The organism is Pseudomonas botevensis (assembly GCF_019145475.1).
GTDB lineage: Bacteria > Pseudomonadota > Gammaproteobacteria > Pseudomonadales > Pseudomonadaceae > Aquipseudomonas > Aquipseudomonas botevensis.
The window spans coordinates 39968-62156 of record NZ_JAHTKI010000020.1; the positions used below are offsets into that span (position 1 = coordinate 39968).

13 protein-coding genes and 2 pseudogenes are annotated in these 22189 nt (G+C 58.2%); 13 read left to right on the top strand and 2 right to left on the bottom strand.

What is annotated here, in order from left to right:
* The first annotated feature begins 24 nt into the window (after positions 1 to 24).
* From KVQ74_RS22040 to KVQ74_RS22080, 10 genes and pseudogenes are all read left to right on the top strand, one after another.
* A complete protein-coding gene (locus KVQ74_RS22040) occupies positions 25 to 12969 on the top strand; it encodes a two-partner secretion domain-containing protein (protein WP_217833485.1) in 12945 nt (4314 codons plus the stop codon).
* Complete coding sequence (locus KVQ74_RS22045) at positions 12966 to 13400, top strand: hypothetical protein (protein ID WP_217833486.1); 435 nt, start codon at positions 12966 to 12968, stop codon at positions 13398 to 13400. Before KVQ74_RS22040 ends, KVQ74_RS22045 begins: the two co-directional genes overlap by 4 nt.
* Positions 13401 to 13417: 17 nt before the next feature.
* Entirely contained in the window at positions 13418 to 13813 is a 396-nt protein-coding gene (locus tag KVQ74_RS22050) for a hypothetical protein (RefSeq protein ID WP_217833487.1), read from the top strand.
* Positions 13813 to 14193 (top strand): hypothetical protein, encoded by a 381-nt coding sequence (locus tag KVQ74_RS22055; RefSeq protein ID WP_217833488.1) that lies wholly within the window; start codon positions 13813 to 13815, stop codon positions 14191 to 14193. Before KVQ74_RS22050 ends, KVQ74_RS22055 begins: the two co-directional genes overlap by 1 nt.
* Before the next feature lie 24 nt (positions 14194 to 14217).
* Positions 14218 to 14643: a hypothetical protein gene (locus tag KVQ74_RS22060; protein WP_217833489.1), complete on the top strand. Its 426-nt coding sequence runs from the start codon at positions 14218 to 14220 to the stop codon at positions 14641 to 14643.
* Between the two features lie 288 nt (positions 14644 to 14931).
* Positions 14932 to 16617 carry a glycohydrolase toxin TNT-related protein gene (locus KVQ74_RS22065; protein WP_217833490.1) on the top strand — a complete coding sequence of 562 codons (1686 nt, stop codon included), beginning with the start codon at positions 14932 to 14934 and terminating at the stop codon, positions 16615 to 16617.
* Position 16618: 1 nt separating this feature from the next.
* Positions 16619 to 17026, top strand: a complete 408-nt coding sequence (locus KVQ74_RS22070; protein ID WP_225930131.1) for an Imm63 family immunity protein — start codon at positions 16619 to 16621, stop codon at positions 17024 to 17026.
* Between the two features lie 46 nt (positions 17027 to 17072).
* A pseudogene (locus KVQ74_RS29660) lies at positions 17073 to 17426 on the top strand (polymorphic toxin type 43 domain-containing protein); the annotation flags it as partial.
* Positions 17389 to 17731: pseudogene (locus KVQ74_RS29775) on the top strand (cytidine deaminase-like fold-containing protein). The pseudogenes KVQ74_RS29660 and KVQ74_RS29775, both read left to right, overlap by 38 nt.
* Positions 17732 to 18136 carry a DUF6911 family protein gene (locus tag KVQ74_RS22080; RefSeq protein ID WP_217833491.1) on the top strand — a complete coding sequence of 135 codons (405 nt, stop codon included), beginning with the start codon at positions 17732 to 17734 and terminating at the stop codon, positions 18134 to 18136.
* Positions 18137 to 18666: 530 nt separating this feature from the next.
* Here KVQ74_RS22080 and KVQ74_RS22085 read toward each other — a convergent pair.
* Complete coding sequence (locus KVQ74_RS22085; RefSeq protein ID WP_217833492.1) at positions 18667 to 19569, bottom strand: LysR family transcriptional regulator; 903 nt, start codon at positions 19567 to 19569, stop codon at positions 18667 to 18669.
* Between the two features lie 109 nt (positions 19570 to 19678).
* Here KVQ74_RS22085 and KVQ74_RS22090 point away from each other — a divergent pair, with 109 nt between their 5' ends.
* From KVQ74_RS22090 to KVQ74_RS22100, 3 genes are read left to right on the top strand one after another with little or no spacing between them, the layout of a single operon-like run.
* Positions 19679 to 20575 (top strand): pirin family protein, encoded by an 897-nt coding sequence (locus KVQ74_RS22090; RefSeq protein ID WP_217833493.1) that lies wholly within the window; start codon positions 19679 to 19681, stop codon positions 20573 to 20575.
* 38 nt (positions 20576 to 20613) lie between these two features.
* On the top strand, positions 20614 to 21081 hold the full coding sequence (locus tag KVQ74_RS22095; protein ID WP_217833494.1) for a pirin family protein: 468 nt from the start codon (positions 20614 to 20616) through the stop codon (positions 21079 to 21081).
* A 2-nt stretch (positions 21082 to 21083) separates the two neighbouring features.
* Complete coding sequence (locus KVQ74_RS22100; protein ID WP_217833495.1) at positions 21084 to 21944, top strand: SDR family NAD(P)-dependent oxidoreductase; 861 nt, start codon at positions 21084 to 21086, stop codon at positions 21942 to 21944.
* An 81-nt stretch (positions 21945 to 22025) separates the two neighbouring features.
* Here the strand turns inward: KVQ74_RS22100 and KVQ74_RS22105 are convergent, their stop codons facing one another.
* The gene (locus tag KVQ74_RS22105; RefSeq protein ID WP_217833496.1) at positions 22026 to 22184 is read right to left on the bottom strand and encodes a DUF2986 domain-containing protein; all 159 of its coding nucleotides are present in this window, start codon (positions 22182 to 22184) and stop codon (positions 22026 to 22028) included.
* Positions 22185 to 22189: the final 5 nt, after the last annotated feature.

Genomic DNA, 22189 nt, shown 5'->3' on the forward strand with positions numbered 1-22189 from the left:
CAGCTGCCACTTCGAGACCTCGACATGGACGTTCGCCAACTTGCCTTCCTGGCTCGCCAGCCCTCTGCTGCCCTGAAGTCCCGTGAGCGCTTTCTGGGCATGTCCAAACGCGGGCTGGCGTTCATCCTGGCCAACGCCATGTTCTGGCAACCGCTGCTGGCGCAGGCGGACGGGATTGTGGTCAGTGCGCCGGGGACCAGTCTCGGGCAGGCGGGCAATGGCGTGCCGATCGTCAACATTGCTGCGCCGAACGCCTCGGGTTTGTCGCATAACCAGTTTCACGATTACAACGTCGGCGCCCAGGGGCTGATTCTCAACAACGTCGCGGCACAAACCGGGTCGACGCAGTTGGGCGGGATCATCGTCGGCAACCCGAACATGACCAACCGGGTCGCCGCGCAAACCATCCTCAACGAAGTCAATGGCGGCAGCCCCAGCCAGCTCAACGGCTACACCGAAGTGGCCGGACAGTCGGCGCGGGTGATTGTGGCCAACCCGTATGGCATTGGCTGCAACGGCTGTGGGTTTATCAATATTCCTCGGGTCACCCTCACGACGGGCACGCCGGTGCTGGACGGCGCAGGCGGTCTGGATCATTACCAAGTGGACGGCGGCAGCGTGTCCATTGACGGCGTGGGCCTCAACGCCAACAACATCGACAGCTTCGAGATCATCACGCGATCGGCGAAAATCAACGCGGCCATCCAGGCGAACAATCTCGCCATTGTCGCCGGCCGCAACGATGTCAACGCACAGACCCTGGCAGCGACGCCACGTGCCGCCAGCCCGGCAGATGCTCCGGCACTGGCCATCGATTCCAGTGCCTTGGGCGGAATGTACGCCGGGGCGATCAAACTGGTCGGCACCGAAGCGGGGGTCGGGGTGCGGCTGGCAGGCAACCTGGCCGCCAGTGGCGGTGACATCCAGCTCGACGTCAACGGCCACCTGAGCATGGCCCAGACCGCCGCCAGTGGCGCGGTGAATGTCAAGGCGGCGAGCCTCGATGTCAGCGGACCGGTGTATGCCGGCAGCAGCCTTGCCGCGACCACTTCGGGCGATCTCAATACGCAACAGAACCTCGCGGCCCGCGATCGCATCAGCCTTTCAAGCGGCGGGCAACTGAGCAATCAGGCGGTGATCGAGGCCGGTCTGAATGCCGACAACAGCCGTAACGCGACCGGCGATGTGAGCATCACGGCACAAAACCTGAGCAACACCGGCAGCATCATCGCCAGTCGCGGCTTGCAGGCAACGGTGGCGCAGACCCTGTTCAACCAGGGCGGAACGCTGAGCGGGCAGGGCAGCACGCAAATCTCCACCGCGACACTCGATAACCGGCAGAAAGGTCGCGTGTTGAGCCAGGGCAACCTTGGCGTCACGGCGAGCCAGTTGTTGAACAGTCAGGGAGGCCTGATGACCAGCACCGGCAACCTCAGTGTGAACGCCGGGTATGCGGATAACAGCGGCGGCGAGCTGTCCAGCCTGGCTGCCAGCACCTTGCAGGTGGCGACTCTGGATAACGTCGCCGGATTGATCGGTGCCGGGCAGAACCTGAGTATCACCGCCAGTGGTCAGATGAATAACCGGGGTGGACGGGTTCTTGGTCAGCAGAACCTGCAGATCGGCGCGGGGGCGCTGGACAACAGCCAGCAGGGTTCGCTGGTCAGTCACGGGACCTTGGACCTGAACCTGGCGGGCACGCTGGACAACCAGCAAAAAGGCCAACTGCTCAGTGGTGGAGCGCTCACCGCCCGAATGGCCGGGCCGCTGCTCAATCAGTTCGGGTTATTCAATGCCGGTGGCAATCTCGCAATCAGCGCTGTTTCGCTGGATAACCGCAATGGTGAAGTGTCGAGCCTGGGTGGCCTGACGGTGAATACTGGCCTGGCGGACAACAGCAGCAATGGCCAGATCCTGGCCAACGGTGATATCGCACTGATGCTCACGCGCTTGAACAATCAGCTCAAGGGCGTGATCGCTGGCCAGCAGAATGTGCAAATCAATGCCGGCCAACTGGACAACAGCGGGGCTGGCAGCCTGTATGCCAAACGCAACCTCAACCTGGTCCTCGCCAGCCAACTGAACAACACTCAAGGCACGTTGCGCGGCGACGGCACGGTCAATGTGCAAGCGCAAAGCCTGGGGAACAACGGTGGCAGTATTTCCAGCGCGGGCGGCTTGAGCATCGCCAGCAGCGGGGCGATCGCCAACGAGGGTGGAGCCTTGCTCACCGATGCCGGCCTGACGCTGACCAGTGGCAGCCTCGACAACAGCCAGCAAGGTCGTATTGCCGGTAAAGGCGTGGTGCTCAAAACCGGCGACTTCGCCAACCAGCAAAGTGGCAGCCTGACCAGTACCGGCGGGCTGGTGCTTACCGCCGGACAAGTGAATAACAGCGCGGCTGGCCGCATTGCCAGCGCCATGGCGTTGACCGCGACCATTGCCGGTCTCGATCAGCACACGGGTGGTCAATTGTTCAGCAATGGCGATGTCAGCCTGGACCTGAGCAATGGTCAGTTGAATAACCAGGGTGGTCTGATCACGGCGCCAGGTCAATTGCTCCTGAAGAACCTGAGTGCCGTCGCTAACCAGGGTGGTGAGATTTCCAGCGCCAAGGCATTTATCCTGGCCGCGCAGAGTCTGGACAACACCGGCGGCAAGCTGATCAGCAATCAGGCATTGACCGTGCGAATCGATCTGGCCCTGGCCAACGTCCGGGGGCTGATCTCCGGGGTCGGTGTGGATATCGGCGCTGCTCGGCTCGACAACAGCAATGGCAGCGTCAGCAGCGATGCCGACCTGAGCCTGAAACTCAGCGGTGCGCTGCTCAACCCGAATGGCGAGTTGTCCAGCACCGGTAACAGCACGATTGCCGCCATGAGTCTGGGCAATGCCGGCGGGCAGGTGATGGCTGACCAGCGCCTGAGTCTGGCGATCAGCGGTGCCGTGGATAACCAGGCCGGTACATTGGGCGCCGGGCAAGGGCTGAGCGCCAGCGTCGGGAGCCTGGACAACAGCCAGGCGGGCAGCCTGGTGACTGACGGCAACCTCGACTTGGATGTCGATACGTCGCTCAACAATCAGAGCGGCGGCAGCGTGCAGGCCAAGGGGCTGATGACTATTCAGAGTCAGAGCCTGGACAATCGCGGCGGTGCCATCAACGCCGGCAAGGACGTGCAACTGTTCATCGATCAGTTGGATAACGGTCAGCAAGGCCTGCTCGGCAGCAAGGGCGGCATCGCGTTCACCGGCCAGCGTCTGGATAACCAGGGCGGATTGCTCAGCGCCGTGGGCCTGGTGCAACTGCAAGCGGGGGTGGTGCTCAATAACGCCGGTCGCATCGCCAGCCAGAGTGACCTGATCGCCAACATCGACGCATTGAGCCAGCAGGGCGGGCAATTGGTCGCCCAGGGCGCCCTGACGCTGACGGGTTCTACGCTGGATAACCGTCAGGGTGGGCTGGTCGGAGCGACAAAAGCGCTGAAGCTCACGGTGGGTGATATCGATAACCGCGCTGGAGAAATCTCCAGCGCGGCGGATGTCAGCATCGTCGGCCAGCAACTGAACAACAGCGACGGTGGCAAGGTTGTGGCGGGCACCGCGCTGGGGTTGACCGTCGCCAACCTGATCAATCAGAGCAAGGGCCTGCTTTTCGGCGATACGCTCAGCCTCGACGGCACGAGCCTGAACAATGCCGGGGGGACGCTTGCCAGCCAGAATGGCCTGGCCATCAAACTTGCCGGCGATCTGGATAACAGCGCCGGTCTGCTCAGCAGCGAAGCGACCCTGACGGTCAACGCCGCCAGCCTGAACGACAGTGCGGGCAGTCTGAGCAGTGCCGGCGCGCTGAACGTGACGACCGTCGGCGTGTTGAGCAATCAGGGCGGTTCGATGACCACCGACGCCGGGTTGACGCTCAACAGTGGCAGCCTGGATAACCGAAACAACGGCGTACTGTCCGGCAAAGGCGCCACCCGGGTCACTACCGGCGCTTTCGACAACAGCCACGGTGGCCGCCTGACCAGTGCCGACACCCTGGGCCTGAGCGCGGCCCAGGTGACCAATCAGGACACTGGCCAAATCGCCAGCGCCATGGCCTTGACTGCAGACGTCACCGGCCTCGATCAGCAAGGCGGTGAACTGTTCAGCAATGCCGCGCTGAGCCTGGATCTGCACCACGGTCAGTTGAACAATCAGGGCGGATTGATCAACGCCCCCGGCACGTTGCTGCTGAAAAACCTCACGGATGTCGCCAACCAGAATGGCGAAATCTCCAGTGCCCAGGCTTTCACCGTCGATGCCCGCTCGCTCGATAACAGCAACGCAAAGTTGCTCAGCAATCAGGCACTGACCCTGCATCTGGCGCAGGCGTTGACCAACCTCAACGGGGTGATTTCCGCTGCCGCGCTGGACATGCGCAGTGCCAGCCTGGACAACACCAACGGTTTGATCAGCAGCCACGATGATTTGAATCTGGCAGTCGATAACGCCCTCACCAACCACAACGGCACCGTGATCGCCGACGGCAATCTGCTCCTCAGTGCTGGCGTTACCGACAACAGCCAAGGGCAGATCGCAGCCAGGAAAGACGCCACCGTCACCCTTGGCAGCTTGCAGCAGCACGCCGGGCAATTGATCGCTCAAGGTCGCCTGAGCCTGACCGCCGACACGCTGGACAACAGTCTGAGTGGCTTGATCGGTGCAACCAATGCGCTGGATCTCAAGGTCGGCAGCGTCGATAACCGTGGTGGCGAAATCTTCAGCCAGGGCGGCCTGACGCTGCTCGGCCAGCAACTGGACAACAGCGACAGCGGGCAGATCTTTGCCCAGGACACGCTGGCACTGAAGGTCGATCAGATCATCAACCGCAACAAGGGCCTGCTCTCCGGCAAGGCCGGTCTGAGTGTGCTCGGCACCGGTCTGGACAACACCGGCGGCACCTTGCTCAGCCAGCAAGGTATTGACGTCGGCCTCGGCGCTACGCTGGATAACAGCCTCGGTCTGTTCAGCAGCGAAGGCACACTCGGGGTTCGTGTGAACGCCCTGATCAACACTGCCGGCAGCCTGTCCAGCGCTGGCACTCTGAGCGTCAGCAGCATGGGGGCGATCCGCAACGAGGGGGGTCAACTGGTCACCGACGCCGACCTGAACCTGCACAGCGCCAGCCTCGATAACAGCCAGTTCGGCACCATCAGCGGCAAGGGTGCCGTCAGCGTTACCACCGGCGCGTTCGACAACAGCCATGGCGGCAATCTGGGCAGCGGCAGCACCCTGACGCTTGATGCCGGGCAGGTCACCAACCAGGACAACGGCCATATCGGCAGTAACGCGGGCCTGACCGCCCACGTTACCGGCCTGGATCAGCAGGGCGGCCAATTGTTCAGCAACACCGGACTGACGCTCGACCTGAACAACGGTCAATTGAACAATCAGAACGGTTTGATCAACGCGCCGACTCTGGTGCTGAAAAACCTCAATGACGTCGCCAACCAGGGCGGGGAAATTTCCAGCGCCCAAGGGTTTACCCTCGCGGCGCAACACCTGGATAACAGCAGCGGCAAGTTGCTGAGCAATCAGGCGGTGACCCTGCGCATCGCTCAGGCATTGAGCAACGTCAAAGGCCTGATCGCCGCCGCCAGCCTCGACGCGGCGGCAGCCTCGCTGGATAACAGCGGCGGCACCATGACCAGCCGTGGCGACCTCACGCTGAACGTGAGCGGATTGTTGAGCAACCAGAACGGTGGCCTGATCAACGCTGCGCAGGCGCTCAATATCGGTTCTGCCGACCTGGACAATCAGAGTGGCGAACTGCTCGGCGGCACAGCGCTCACCCTTGACGCCGCCGCCCTGGACAACCGCAACAATGGCCTGATCAACAGCCAGGGCGGCTTGAGCCTGACTGCCGACAGGCTGGATTCCAGCAATGGCGGTGAAGTGTCGGCGGTCAGCGACATTGGCCTGAACCTGGGGGCCTTGACCCAGAACGGTGGCCGCCTACTGAGTAATGCCGGGATCTCGCTGGATCTGCGCGGCAGCGACCTGAACAACCAGAACGGTCTGGTCACCGCCAAGGGACCGTTGAGCATCAGCCATCTGCGTGACCTGAACAACCAGGGGGGCGAAGTCTCCAGCAGCCAGCGCTTCAGCCTGGCCGGACGGACCTTCGACAACAGCGGCGGCAAACTGATCAGCAGCCAGCAGCTCAGCCTCAATGTTGGCAGCCTGCTCAATCAGAATGGCCTGATCTCCGGTTGGCAGGGGCTCGACCTCAGCGCCGCCAGCCTCGACAACCGTAACAACGGCACGCTCTCGAGCCGCAACGGTGACTTGAGCGTCAATGTCAGCGGCGCGCTGCTCAACAGCGGCGCCGGTGCGCTGGTCAGTCAGAACGCGCTGATGGTCAGCGCTGCCAGCCTCGACAATAGCGGCGGCATTCTGTCCAGCGGCACCGGCCAGACACTGACCGTGGCTGGCCTGCTCAATAACGGGCAGAACGGTCTGATCGACAGCGGCGCGGCCCTCATCGTGCAGGCGATGACCCTCGGCAACGCGGCGGGCGTTATCAATGCGCAACAGGACCTGAGTTTTACCGGCAGTACGCTGGATAACAGCGCCGGGCACCTGGTCGGTAACGGCGCAATCACCCTTGACCTGCTCGCAGTCCTGAACAACACCAATGGCAAACTGGCCAGCGCCGGCCCGTTGTTGATCCAGCACAGCAGCCAGATCAACAACCAGGGCGGTCAACTGGTCAGCCAGGGATTGCTGACGCTGTTTACGGGTGGTCTCGATAACAGCAATCGAGGGACCGTTGCCTCCGGCGGTCAGCTCTTGCTCACCGCCACTGGCGCGGTGCAGAACAACGCCGATGGTTTGATCTACAGCCAGAACGGCGCTCTGCAACTGCAAGCCGCCAGTCTGGCCAACAGCCAGGGCGCACTGCAAAGCCTGGGCGCCCTGGGGCTTGGCGTTTCCGGCGACATCGACAATCAGAGCGGCCGGATTATCGCTCAGGCCGGTGACTTCACCGTCAGCGCCGGCAATCTCGACAACCGTGGCGGCGTCCTGGCCAGCTTGCAAGGCGCGTTCAGTGCTCACCTCACGGGTGTGTTGAAAAACGGTTACGACCTGGCCAACCACAATCAGGGGGGCATTACTCAGGCACAAAGCCTGAGCCTCACCGCGCTGGCCGGCATCGACAACTACGGCGGGCGGATCTCCGCGCAAACCGGCGATGCGCTCATCCATACCGCTGACTTCGACAACCGCAACGGCGGCCTCTACGCCACGGGTCGGGTCAACGTCAGCGCCAACAACTTCGACAACAGCGGCAGCAACGACGGCCAGATTGCCGGCAGCCAGATCGACCTGACCCTCAGCGGTGCCCTCAACAACCAGTTGGGCATCATCGAAAGCGACAGCACCCTGGCGATCAGTGCCGCGAGTCTCGACAACCGCACGGGCCAGTTGCGGGCCTTGGGCACCAGCGGCAAAACCAACTTCCAGATCGGCGGCGTGTTCGACAACAGCAACGGCACGCTCGAAACCGCCAACGTCGACCTGACCCTCGGCGCCGGCAGCTTCCTCAATACCGGCGGCAGCGTGCTGCATGTCGGCACCGGCACCTTCGATATCTCCACCGCGAACGCCCTGGCGGCCGGCGGCACGCTCGTCACTCGTGGCGGCCTGACCCTCAACGCCGACAGCTGGACCAACAGCAGTGTCATTCAGGCCGGACGCCTGAACGTCAACGTCAACAACTTCGTCCAGACCGCCAGCGGCCAATTGTTGGCCTCCGACAGCTTCACCGGGAGCGGGGGGAACTGGCATAACGACGGGTTGATTGCCAGTAACGGTAGCCTGGCCCTTGCGCTGGGCGGTGCCTATAACGGCAACGGCAGTGTGAGTGGTGCCGGCAATCTGAATCTGAGCGCATCGCAGATCGATCTAGCCTCTGTGGCGAGCATCACCGCTGGCACGAGCGCAACCGTGAGTACGGGTGGCAGCCTGACCAACCTTGGCCGCCTCACTTCAGCCGGGGCGCTGACCGTCAATGCGGGTTATCTGAATAACCAGGGCACGTTAGGCAGCGCCGCCAATCTGCGCGTGAATGCTACCTCGCTGTTCAATCAGAACGGGCTGATCTTCAGCGGCGGCGACATGGCGTTGCGGGTGAATGACTTCACTAACCGTTATGCCGACGTCTACAGCGGTGGCGACATCAGCATCGCCAGGGACGATAACAATGGACGCAGTGCCTCGATCTCCAACGTCTCCGCGTCCATTGAAAGTGTGGGCGACCTCGTCCTGTCAGCCGACAGCATCGAGAACCGCAAGGACGTGTTTCAGGCTACGGGCGGTTTGGTCTCCGGGTATATCGGCGTGCAGTGCTACACCTGCTCGACACTCGAACCGCTTGCCCAGGTGGGAGCCGACAGCTATGCGGTCTGGGTGGAAAACTATCAGTCACAGATCGTTCAGGATTCCCCATCGGCCAGCATGACGGCGGGGCGCAACTTTCTGGCCAGCGGCGGGGCGTTTCTCAATCAGGCATCGACCCTCAGCGCAGGCAACAACCTCACGCTCGACCTGCAGACTTTCACGAACCAGGGGGCTTCTGTAGGTGACTACACCGTGCGCCGATCCATCGCTCTTTCGGATCAGCAGCAGACTTCCGACTTTGGTCTGTGGGCTTCGATTATGGCTTACAACGCGGCCAATGATCCGGCCTACGATCCAGGCGTCGCGGGATACGTCGGTGGCAGCGATCCGACATTTTCCCGGCCCAATATCCATTTCTGGAACAGTTCCGGCACTGAATCCGTCGTGCAGGTACAACCGCACCCTGGCGGCAAGAACCTGGAGACCTACATCCGATTCGGTGAGGTACATATCAGCGTGCCCGCAGGTTCCCTGTGGTACGACTTTGCGCTGCCTCACTACAGTGACGGCGTGCGCGCCGCCGCACCGGACGCGATCCAGTCCGCAACCCCGTTCGACACCCTGGTGACTTACAACAGCCCGACGTCCTACGCCAGTGCGGTGGTGCAGGCAGGTGGCTCGGTGCAGGTCAATGCGGCACAAAACCTGACCAACAGCGTCGTGCGTGAGGGCGTTACAACGGGAGCCACGGCTTCACGCGTCGGCTCGACCCAGCTCAGTGGGCAGCCTGCGCCGACCATCATCAATCTCAACGCCCAACTCCCGCCCAACCTGGCTCAACAGCAAGTCAACCCGCTGACCCTGCCAGGCTTCAGTATGCCAACCGGCCAGAACGGGCTGTTCCGTCTGAGCGGGCAGGACAGCAGCGCTACCCAGGCCTCTCTGACCAGCAGCGCTCCGCAAAGCTGGACCTTTGGCGGTGCAAGCATTGCCTCGACGCAACGCAACCAGGCCGTGCCGAATGTTCAGTCGCTTGATCTTCAACTGGGCAATCACACCCAGGAATCAGCGGCTGATCGTCACTTGTCTAATGACGTCCGCCAGGTCAACGCGATTGCCGGTGGCGCGTCAACCATCAGTGTCACCGCGCCAGCCGATGCCGGCACGGGCGCCATCCCGTTACCGGTACACAGTTCGGACTCACGCGACCCGGCAGTCATGAGCGGGATCACGGGGTCGAACCTTGCGGGCCTGCCTGTCGCTGCCGGCGTGCTGCCCGCGCCCCCACTGACGGTCGCCCCGGCTTTCGCTTCGACAACCCCATCAACGGTTCCCTCGCAAATCACTACGGCCGGCAGCCAGACCGTTGCCCGCGTACAAGGCTTGCCGAGCAGCACCGGCCAGTCCCAGCCGCAGAAGTACCTGATCGAAACCAACCCGGCGCTCACCGACCTCAAGCAGTTCATGAGTTCGGATTACCTGTTGGCCGGCCTCGGCTACAACCCGGATGACAGCGCCAAGCGTCTGGGAGATGGTTTCTACGAACAGCGACTGGTCCAGCAAGCCGTCGTGGCCGGCACCGGTCAGGCGTTCATCGACGGTGAAACCTCGAACGACGCCCAGTTCAAGTACCTGATGGACAACGCCATCGCCAGCAAGAACGAGCTGAACCTGTCCGTGGGCGTAAGCCTCACCTCGGAACAGGTCGCCGCACTGACCCACGACATCGTCTGGATGGAAAACGAAGTCGTCGACGGTCAGACCGTCCTGGTGCCGGTGCTGTACCTGGCCAACGCCAACAACCGCCTGGCCCCGAACGGTGCCTTGATCCAGGGCAGCGATGTAACCCTGATCGCCGGGCAGAACCTCGACAACGCCGGCACCCTGAAAGCCACCAACAACCTGTCTGCTGCCGCTGGCAACGACCTGGTCAACAGTGGCTTGATCCAGGCAGGCAGTCGCCTCGACCTGTTGGCGGGCAATGACGTGGTCAATCAGGCCGGTGGCATCATCACCGGGCGCGACGTCAGCGTGAAGGCTGTCGACGGCGATGTGATCAACGAGCGTACGGTCACCAGTCACCAAGTCAGTGACGGTAGCTACAGCCAGCAGACCGACGTGGTCGACAGCGCGGCGCGTATCGAAGCGGCAAACAGCCTGGCGATCAGTGCCGGTCGCGACGTCAACAACAGCGGCGGGGTGCTGAGCAGCGGCGCAAACACCACCATCAACGCGGGTCGAGACGTCAACATCACCTCCGTCCAGCAGGTCGTCAGCAATAACTATGGCGCTGATCGTTACGACCAGACGGTCACCCAGTACGGCTCCAGCGTGGCGGCAGGGCAGGACCTGAGCATTCAGGCCGGCCGCGACGTTTCGGTCATCGCCAGCCAGATCGACGCCAAGCGCGACATCGCCATCGCAGCCACAGGCGACTTGACCCTGGCATCGGCGGCCGATGAGCAGCATTCGTACAGCAAGACCAAAAAGGTCACGACCCAGGAAGACCACGTCACCCAGGTTTCCACGACGGTCAATGCCGGCGGCAGTGTTGCGCTAAGCGCCGGTCAGGACCTGACGCTGGTTTCCAGCAAGGTCGACGCGGGAGATGAGGCCTATCTGGTCGCGGGTGACAAGCTGCAGTTGCTGGCAGCGCAAGACAGCGACTACTCGCTGTACGACATGAAGAAAAAAGGCAGTTTTGGCAGCAAGCAAACCCAGCACGATGAAGTGACACAGGTCACCAATGTGGGGAGCGAGATCAAGGCCGGCGGGGATATCGGTTTGATCAGCAGCGGCGATCAGCGCTATCAGGTTGCCGATCTGCAGAGCGGCAAGAACCTGACGTTGCAAAGCGGTGGGGCCATCACCTTTGAAGGGGTGAAGGACCTGCATCAGGAGACTCACGAGAAAAGCAGCAACAGCCTGACCTGGACGTCGATGCAAGGAAAAGGCTCGACTGACGAAACCCTGCGTCAGAGTGCCCTGGTCGCCCAGGGTCAAGTGACCATCAATGCGGTCAACGGGCTGCATATCGACATCAAGCAGATCAACGAGAAAACCGTCAGCCAGACCATCGATACCATGGTTCAGGCCGATCCTCAGTTGGCCTGGTTGAAAGACGCCGAGCAACGCGGCGATGTGAACTGGCAACAAATCAAGGAACTGCACGACTCCTTCAAGTACAGCCATTCGGGGCTGGGAGAGGGGGCAATGCTGGCGATCATTATCATCGTCTCGGTGCTGACGGCGGGGGCGGCGAGTACTGCGATAGGTTCGTTGGCTGAAGCCGGGGCCGGCAGTGGCACGGCGTTGGCGGCAGGTGGCAGCGAAGCCATGATGGCGGCGGGTACGGCCGTCGGGACGGCTTCTGCGGGCTGGGCCAACGTGGCACTGACGGCGGCAATGACCTCCATGGCCAGCACGGGGGCTGTCAGCTTTATCGATAACAAGGGGAATCTGGGCCTCGCGTTACAAGACACGTTCAGCAGTGACAGTTTGAAAAATGCGGCGATAGGAAGTTTGACTGCCGGTGCGATGAGCTATGCGGACAGCAGCTGGTTCCAGACACCAAGTGGCGCAAGCAACGGCGGTTCGCAAGTCACGAGCGTGGGGCCAATCCAGAATCCCGGTTATTCGGGCGATATGCTCAACTGGGGTAATGCTGAGCAAACGGTGATGCGCAGTGGCGCGCATGCGTTGATCGGCAGCGGCATATCAACAGCCGTCAATGGTGGCAGTTTTGCCCAAAATCTGGGTGGGGCGCTGTTGGGTGAGGGGACGGATCTTGCCACGGCTGCCGGAAACAAGGGTATTGGTGACCTTGCCCAGGAATTGAATGTCGATCCTGGAAGTGCGCAGACCATCTTCCTTCATGCGGTGTTGGGTGGACTCATATCGGCAGCCAAAGGCGAGGGCTTCACCAGCGGGGCCATCGCCGGTGGCGCCGCAGAAGGACTGACACCCAAGGCTAACGAGCTTTTGGCGCGGTACGTCAGTGAGAATTTCAACGCCGATGATCTGAGTGTGCAAGGCAGTCAGAACAAGATCGCTACCGCCCAAATGATCGGTTTGCTTTCTGCAGCGCTGGCAGGCGGCAATCCCAATACCGGCAGTCTCATTGGTGGGGCGGGCGAAAAGTACAACTCACAAGAACATCATCCCAGTGGCACATCGGAGGTGGATGTCGAGCTGAGGAAAGAGCTTGGGGAGCATGTGCCTGACCAGGAACAAGAGGCGCTTGGAGACGATACTATCCCTATAGATCCTGGCCTCAGTCCTGGAGCTGCGGGAGCGATTCTAGGTGCAAAGGGGGGCGCTTCGGAGGTCTTAACAGCCGCAGAGAACACCCCGCTCGGGTTGGGCTCGACAGGGCGCACAGTTGCTAATAATCTAAACGAGCAACTGGCAATGAAACAAGTTATGTCCAATCCAGCAGTTGGGTTAGAGTTACCTCTTCCTTTGCGAGATCCTCGCTGGCCTGCTGCCGACGGCTGGGTGAAAATGTCTCAGAATGTCAATGGTGTGGAAGTGCACTATGTTCGGAATGCAGTTTCCGGTTTCGTAGATGATTTTAAATTTAAGTGAATATTATGCGCGTAGTTTGTCAGGCAAATACTGGAGCTAGCGTCCCCGAGGACATTCGGTATCGTGGCGAAACGGATAGAACTGAGTTCGCACCGTTGCGAATTGGAGTAGAGTATATTGTCTACGGCTTAATGTTTATGTGTGGGCGGATTGATTTTTTGTTGTGTTCCGATTCGACTGGTCCTTATTGGATGCCTCATTGCTTATTCACAGTTCTTGATAAATCAATTTTGCCCTGGGAAATATGTTTGAGCGGACAGAGTCAAGATTATGAGGAGTTGTTTTCTACCTTTGGTATATCGGCGCTTGTTGGCTACGAGTCTCTGGTTTGCGACTATCAGCACTATCTGGGGATTCTAGAACGCGACCCAGTTCATCTTCAGCGCTTCTTTGAAGAGAAAAAAATTATAGATCAGCAATGCAATCCTTGAAGTGAATAAAGCCTGCTTTGCCAACTACAGAATTTTTTGTTGGTGCAAAAGAAACCTTGCCTGTGGCAACCGATCTTGGGAAAGTTTCATTTGATGCTGCTGACGGGGTCGGAACCATATACTCCCCGAAAGTGACGATGAATGCCGGTGAGGTTATATTTGACGACTTTGCTGTAGGTACATCGAAAGGTTTTATTGGCTATGGTCCGGATGGGGCTTCCGAATTAGTGGGGCCGCTTAAAAAACTCCTAGAGTACACTCAGTCTCAAGGTGCCAAGACAGTCACCCTTAAAGGCTATTACGCGTCAGAGGAAGGCGCAGCATTAGGGGGCGGGAAAGTGGGCGAGCAATTCTCTTTTAGTTTTCCAGCTACCAAAGAAGGACTTAGAGATTTTTTGAAGGGGCTAAAGTAGTGAACCATCCAAAGGCAGCGAGCAAGCACCTGAAAAGCCTCAATGTGTCTGGTTATGGAGGTTATATACCTCTCAGTATTGACTCTGAACTGGGTCAGGGCGTATATGAAATTGATTTAGATGACTGTGCCTTAAATATTTTTGAAAAAGGCGTAGCTATAAAGTCTAAGGAGAAAAATGTTGGTGTTCTTTATTCTGATATATTGAAGATTACTAGTCATCTATCTGCGGCGGTGTTTTCGCAGGCTTCGGCGACCCATAATGTGAATATTTCAATTCCTTTAGAAATTCATCTTTCGGAGGGCGTTGTGGTTTTTGAGGTTCAGTTACTGGTTTATTCTAGGGTGCTAATTGTTTTAAATGATATGTGGCGAAGTTAAAAAAATAAAGGGTCAGCCAGCTTGGTGCAAAAGGTGCTGCTGCGGCTACGGAGGGGGGCTGACTTTTATGTCACCCCACAAGGAACGGCTATACCAGCGACCGGTTATCGAGCAGTCGGAGTTCCGGCTGTCGAAGAGGCGTTAACGGGTACAATTGCTCCTCGCAGCCCTACTTATATTACATTTGACAACATTAAAAAATATGACGCCGTCCGAAGCTCAGGGCCTACTACAACTGCCCGAACCCCCACCAACTGGGTTAGCTTTGATACTCTACCATTAGTAAATGACTTGAAAATTCCAACTGGAAAGTGGAATACGACCACAAACTTGGAGCCGATTACCAACACATTCCCTGAGTGGGGGCGTGGTGGAGGAACTCAAGCGATTACTAATCAATCGATCAAAATCAAGGACTTTGGGACGCTTCCTGAAGAAGGTGAGAAATGAGAGGCGTAGACTATTACTACTCAGAGATACAATGAGAGCTGTTTTTGTTTAATATGGACATGGCCAAAGAATTTAAAATTTACTCTGAGATGCACAGCCCACGGAGGTATTTCTATGGTTGGAACAGCGACGTATGCATAACCAATTGCCAGTAAGAATAAATAGCTTGTTGACTGATTTTTGTTGGGAAATAGCCTGACGCTTTTGGATGACTTGGTAAAAAATAAACTGCAACGATTACTACCAGAACAACAAAGACACAACTCGACTGGCTGGTGAGTTGGGAGTATGGAAGGGTATGCGCTGGCAGGCTTCACCGCCGGGATAGGCAATACGCTGCCTTACAACCCCGAGGAGTTCAGCGTCGACACCCTTGAAAAGGCCGGGGTTACGTCAGTTGCCGACGCAACGGCGAAAACCGTCCTGGAAGGCGGGAGCCTGAAGGACAACCTGGTGGGTTCTCTGGCCGGCGCGGCGATCAATGTTGGAGGCGCGACATTGGCCAACGATATCGGGGGCACGACCTTACCCGATGGCTCGCTGACAAAGATTGGCCTGCATGCGTTGCTGGGCGGAGTCCTGTCCGTGGCCCAAGGGGGTGATTTCAGAACGGGAGCGCTGGCGGCAGGTGCCGACGAGGCGGCCGTGACAACGTTGTCCGACTGGATCATGCCAGACCCGTCCACCGCTGACGCCCTGACCACGCAAGAAGGACAGCAAAGACTGCTCGCTGCCTCCGGACTGATCGGAGTGCTGGCCGCGACGGCAACTGGTGGTGATCCATCGATCGCTGCTTCTGTTGCGCAAAACGCTACGCAGCACAACTTTCTGGGCGCGAATTCGCAACAGAAACGGGATGACGCTCGCACTGCAATGGAAGAGGGTGATCGCTCGCCGCAAACCGAGAGCGTAGTGCGTACGACTGAACAGACGGACCAGCGTAGCGATGGCTTGCTCGACAAATACCTTGCCGATCCTGACTCGCTGACTCCTGAGGAGAAAACCAGGTTTGATGGCTATTTGGGGACGTACTACACGGAGCAGGCGGCCCAATATGGCCCCGAACAAGCGCTCTCGCTGGTAGGCGACCTGCTGGCAAACGGAAATCCAGACAAAACCTACGATTTCCCTTATGCCGGCACCGCTGAACAGAGAACCGCAGCGGCCGATGCGCAAGAAGACGCCGCCGGTGGGCTATTGCCATTACTGCTCAATCCTCGGCAGAAAAGCGGGAATGAAGAACTCTACAACCTCACGACCCAAAACCAGCTGATCACGGAAGAACAACAGGGCCTGTCGAACATCGGTACACCTGCTTTGTATGCGTTGCCGGGAAGCCTGGGGCTAGGTATCGCGGCTATCGGTCTGGAAAACAGCGTGGGCCAAATTGGCTATGGTGTGTGGCAGGCAAGCACTGGTGACTACACAGACGCTGCCGGGAATATTATCTTGGGAGGGCTTGGAACCGCTGGTGCTTGGGGGGTTAGGGAAGGAGGACTCGGGGCGGCTGGAGGTGTTGAGGACGCTGCGGTAGTTGGGGGGGTAAAAGTAACTCCGCCAGAGACTCAAGCATCGACCGGCGCCATTGCTGATAACGAAGCAGGAGGGTTTTCTTATTACGACCAGTTTAAGAAAGCTGACGGTAGTTGGGATTGGCCGAAAGAATTGGGCTTCTCTGGTAACTCTGTTAAGAATACATTGCCAGTTGGTACTAAATTGGACCGTTATGGTGGCCCTGAAGGCTATTTCTTATCCCCTCAAGGTGTTCCGTTTGATCAAAGAGCATTGGCGCCTGGCTCAAGAGCTGGAGGATACTATCAGTATGAAGTGCTCAAGCCATTGCCGGTCGTTCAGGGGGAGATTGCTCCTGCATTTGGTCAGCCTGGAGGCGGGACTCAAATTTTACCTGACCTTTCTGAAAGGTTTAATGTTGATCGATTAGTGAAAGAGGGTTATCTGAGGAGAACTAATTAATATGAACTCAGTCATGGAAGAAATACAAAAGGCCATTTACTCGCTGGGTGAGCGAATTGGTGCTCCAAGGTCTCTTTTGGTTGTTAAAAGAAGTTCTTCAGAAGATGGAAGTCCTCATGTGGAGGTTAAGTCGGACGAGTTTAATTATGTATGCTCAGAGAGGTGTTTTGAAATATACAGAAGACGCACAACCTCTTTGGATGAGTTGCTGTATTGGATAATTAGTGGTGTAGCCTTTAAATTGGCTTCGGACTACGAATTGGCTAATAGAATTGTTGGTGTCGACTCGCGGAGACTGCTTTTTTCACAATATGTATCAATTCTTGGGCGGATCAGTGAAGAGTGGAAAAAAAAGGCCTCTGACGAGGTGGAGTTAATATTAATTAATGCACCGTACTTGGATGTATAGAAGTAAGAAATGATGAGTAGGTGAAAAGTATGTAGGAAGTGGCAGTGGGCCGGATAAGGAATTCTTAGAAGTCAGTGATGCATATTCACCCGCCAAATCTGTACAAGGGTTGAGTAATTCAAAACCGATTGATTTTGTTTACGATTCGGCTATTCAACGATTCATCATGGGACGGAATCAATTTGGGCATGAGGGGATATTGGATGTTGGAAGAATCCCTTCATCTGACGCTATCGTCGGCGGCGGGATCTGGAAGGAAAATGGAGTTCTTCGAACCTATGAATGGAGCGGACATTACGGGGTGAACTGGACTCCCGAGCTTCGTGAGCAGTTCAAGTCCTTTATGAGCAGCCATGGCGTGGATGTTAACCAAACTGCCAGGCCCATCTCCCCAGCCTGATCCAACTCAACCTACCCTGATTGCTGATAGGGTTGCAGATAAAACTACGGCTAATGCAGGAAAAGAATATCCAAATGGAAATATGGCAGATGCTCACGCAGAAATTGGCGTAATTCAGCAGGCCTACAATTCCGGCAGAACCGTTGGTGCAGAGATGTCCATGCGGTTATTGCAAGGGCGACATTGCTGCTGCGGAAGAGGCTGGGTTGAAATCTCTTACTGCCCAAGCTGTAGATGATAAAAGCGGACTCCCTAAAACTTGCTACTGGAATCCGGGTATTAAATCTATAAAGGAGAAAAAATAAATGAAATTAGGTGGCTATATTGTCGATGCCAAGATGGGGCGTCTACAGATTCCGATTGTTTATAATCCGTCGCCTTTAGATCTTGAAGTAGTTATTAGTCAGTTTTCCACCCAGGATGGTGTTGCTTGCTTGTACCTTGAAGATGAGCCAGATCATGGCCCTTATGAACTAAATTTGTATGCCGACTCAGGTAATTTTTTTATTATGATGAATCAGTATCTTGAAAGTGGTGAGCATGAAGTTGAAGTGATTAATAATCCCAAGGCGGGGGCGGAAATGGTCGATATTTTAGGTGACCTTTATCCTGCAAGTGCTATGACAAGAGATATAAATTTGATATTTGTATTTTTTACAGAGTTTTTGCGCTCACGAGATGTTGGTTCGGATTTTCTTAAGATTAGTTAACTGTGAAAAAGATACCTCTATGACTACGGGTAGTGATGATGTCCACGTTGCGCCATAATGGTATGGAAACGACTAGCTACTGCTCGATAGGATATGGGAATATTTAACAGTATCAAGTGCTAAGGTGAACTATGTTTTATTGGAAAATTGGACAGAGTGATGGTGTTTGTTCACTACGAGTATGGGCCTTACATTGGCATTTAAATATTATGATGCGGGCTCGCTGGAAATCTGTTGAACGAAAAATATTTCGTACTGTATTGGAAGTCGACACCTCGTGAGCTGGTCGGCGATGGAGTGAATGTTATTTTGGGAGTGCTGCGGACCTTGTGAAACTACAATTTATTTTTTATTCAATTTTTTGATTGATTTTTTGTGAAAAATTGATTGTGAATGCCATCAGAAAGGTGGTATTCAAAAAGGTCCCGGCCCCTCGCGTCCTATTTATTACTGAGTTCAACTATTCCCAGCAATTCAATCCTTGCCCTGCTACGAAAAGCTGATGTAACCAAACCACTTCTCGTCCTGCACTAAAGCCTCTCATCCCCCCCATTCATCCTCTCAATCACCAACCCGATAAACGCCGACACCGCCAGCGGCAACTGGCGTCGGCTCGGGTACAGCACATTCAGACCAAACCCTTTCGGCTGGTATTGCGCCAGCACCGGCACGAGGGTGCCGGCGTTTATCTGATGGTTGGCCATCACCGGTGGCAGCAGGGCGATGCCCAGGCCGGCGACGGCGGCTTTGCGCAGGGCCTGGGCGGTGTTGCCGCTGAAGCGGCCGGCGACTTGCACTTCTTCCTCGCCATTGGGGCCAACCAGGTGCCAGGTGGCGTGGCCGCTGGGTTGGGCGGAGATTACGCAGTCGTGGTTCGCCAGGTCTTGTAGCGTTTGCGGGGCACCGCGTCTTGCGATGTAGGCGGGGCTGGCGACCAGTCCGACGCTGCGGGGATCGAAGATCTTGCGGCCGATATAGCCGGAGTCGCGCAAGGGGCCGCCGCGAAAGGCGACGTCGATCTGCTCGGCAATCAGATCTGCCTTGGCGTCGCTGAGCACGAAATCGAGGCGCACCCGTGGATGCGCCGCGAGAAATTCGGCCACCCATTCCATCTGAAAGAAATCGAAAAAATCGGCGGGGGCCGCCACTCGCACCCGTCCGCTGGGCTCGTCGCTGCCGGTCACCAGGGCCTGCCCGGCTTCGAGCAGGCCATCCACCGCTCCCACGCAACGATCATGAAAAGCCTGGCCGGCGCTGGTGAGCGTGAGCTTGCGGGTCGAGCGTTGCAGCAGGCGTGTTTGCAGGTGCGCTTCGAGCTGCTGGATGCGCCGGCTCACGGTATTGGGCGGCATGCCCAGCCGCCGTGCGGCTTCGGCAAAGCTGCCGCAGCGCACGACCTGGACAAACATGGCGATGTCATTGAGATCGAGCATGGTGATTCCTGACACTGATGGATGAGTGCAATCCAATTGTATCGGCTAATCAGGTAATCGGCCTGACTCTATTGTTCGAGCCATTCATCCATTCTTGCGAGCAACCACCATGACTTTGCACCCGCAATCCCGTTCCGAGCGTGACCCCGAGACTCGCCGCGCCATCAGCTACCGCACGACCGGCAGTGGACATGGCGCGATTGTCCGGTTGATGAGTCCTTCCGACCTGGGGCATCTGATCAAGCCGTTCGTATTCCTCGATCTGTTCGAAGGCGAGAGTTCGTTCATCAAAGGCATGCCCATGCACCCCCATTCTGGGATTGCCACGGTCACCGTGATCACCGAGGGCAATCTGCGTTTCGAGGACGCGGACTCGGGCAAGGGCATGATCGACTACGGCGGCGTCGAGTGGATGCGCGCCGGTGGCGGGGTGTGGCACGGCAAGGAAATGTCGGCCGGTACGTCGAAGCGCATCCAGGGCTTTCAACTGTGGGTTGCGCTGCCGCCTGCGCTGGAAAACGCCAGTGTCGACAGCCAATACCTGGAGTCGGGCGCGATGCCTGAAGCGGGGCCGGCGCGGGTGATTCTCGGTGCCTATCAAGGTGTGCAAAGCCCGGTTCGCGCGCCGGACGGCATGAACTATCTGCTGGTCACGCTGCGCGCCGGTGAGTCCTGGACCTATGTGCCGCCCAAAGACCATGAGTCGCTGTGGCTGAGCGTCAGCCGTGGAGCCCTGGCCGCTCCCGGTCTCGTCGACGCCGGAGAAATGGCGATCTTCGAACCGGGCAACGACGCCGTGACCCTGACAGCCCTGCAACAGGACGCGGTCTTCGTTATCGGCTCGGCCACTCCGCATCCCTATGAGTTGGCGTTGGGCAACTACTCGGTTCACACCAACCCGCAAGCCCTGCGTGCCGGCGAGGAAAAAATCGCCGAGATCGGTGTCCGGTTGCGCGAGTACCTGCGACAGCCCAACGACTCGGCCAGCGTGCCGGTTTTCAGATAAGCCGGGCGTCAGGCCCAACCGGTCATTCAGGAGTTGAAATGGTAGAGCATCGAATCAAGGCCGATCTCGGCGGTGGCGACTTTGGCTGGCTCAAGGCCCGGCATCACTTCAAGGTCACTCCGGACGGCAATCCCGTGCACCGTCCGTTCGGCGCGCCGGTGGTCTGGAATGACGACGAGATCGCCCCCGGCATCGGGTTCCCGATGCACGGGTATCAAAACATGCAGATCGTCAGTTACGTGCTGGCCAGCGGCATGCCCGGCGATGAAAGCGCCTTGCCCATTCGCGCCGATGCCCGTGTGCCGGGGGCGACACTCAAGGGCGGTCAGCGCTTGAGCAGCGATTGCTCGGGCACGCGTCACGCCTATCTGGTGCCGACCCTTGGCGCAGTGAATGTCAACGGCGAACGGGTTGAGGCCGGGGACGGTATCGCCATGACCGCAGAAGCGTTGCTGGTGGTTGAAGCGCTCGACGACACCGAAGTGGTCATGGTCGAGGTATTTTGAGCATGAACACGATCATCATGACCGGCGGGACGTTTGGTCTGGGCGAAGCGGCTGCGCAGCGTCTGGGCGCAGCCCCTGGCACTCGCCTCATCGTGGGCGGACGGGAAACCGCCGTGCCGCTGGATCTGGCGAGCCAGAGCAGCGTCCGGCAGTTCGCCGGGCAAGTGCTCGACACCTTGGGCAAGACCAGGATCAATGCACTGGTCCTCAACGCCGGACTCAGTTTTCCGACCACGGCGCGCACCGTGGACGGTCATGAAACGACTTTCGCGGTCAATCACCTGGGGTACTACCTGTTATTGCGGCTGCTGGCGCCATCGCTGGCGCGCAATGCCATTGTGCTGCTGACCACCAGCAACACCCACGATCCACGGTTCAGCCCGGTTGCGCCGTTTGCGTTTGTCGATGCCCATCAACTGGCGCAGCAGGACCTTGGGCGGAGCGCGGGTGGCGAGGTCGAGTTCGAAGCGGGATTCCGCGCCTATGCCACTTCCAAACTGTGCAATCTGCTGACGGCCCGAGCCTTCGCGGCGTCGCCCGTGGTCAGGTCCCGGCGCTTGCGGGTGATCGCCTACAACCCGGGTTATACCCCCGGCACCGGCCTGGGACGCAATTTGCCGAACGGAACGCTTCCGGGGCCGGCCATGGCGTTGAGTCCTTATTTCGCTGAAAGCATGCGCGTGCAGGCGGGCGAGGTGCTGGCCGATCTTGCATCGGGGCGCCTCGCGCCGCCGAGGGGGCGTCTGTATGCGTCGTTGGTCAGAGGTGAGCTGACATGGCCGCAGCCCTCCGACCTCGCGCGCCGTGACGACGTTGCGCAGCAGTTGTGGCGTGACAGCGCGGTGCTGACGGCGATGGCGTGAGCGGTGTCCGATGGGCTATCGGTGGCGGCGTCAGGGCAGGGCGGGAGAGCCGGATCGATCGACTCTCGCGTTGACTCGGGATCAGCTTTCGGTGGCGGTGACGGCCTCATCGCTGGCTTCGGCCGCCAGCTTCAAACGATCCGCCTTGCAGATGTACTTGGGCTTTTTCGGCGCCAGTTTGGCGCTGGCCTTTTTGGCCTTGGCCTTGAACAGCTGCTGTAATTTTTTCTGACGATTCATGCGGG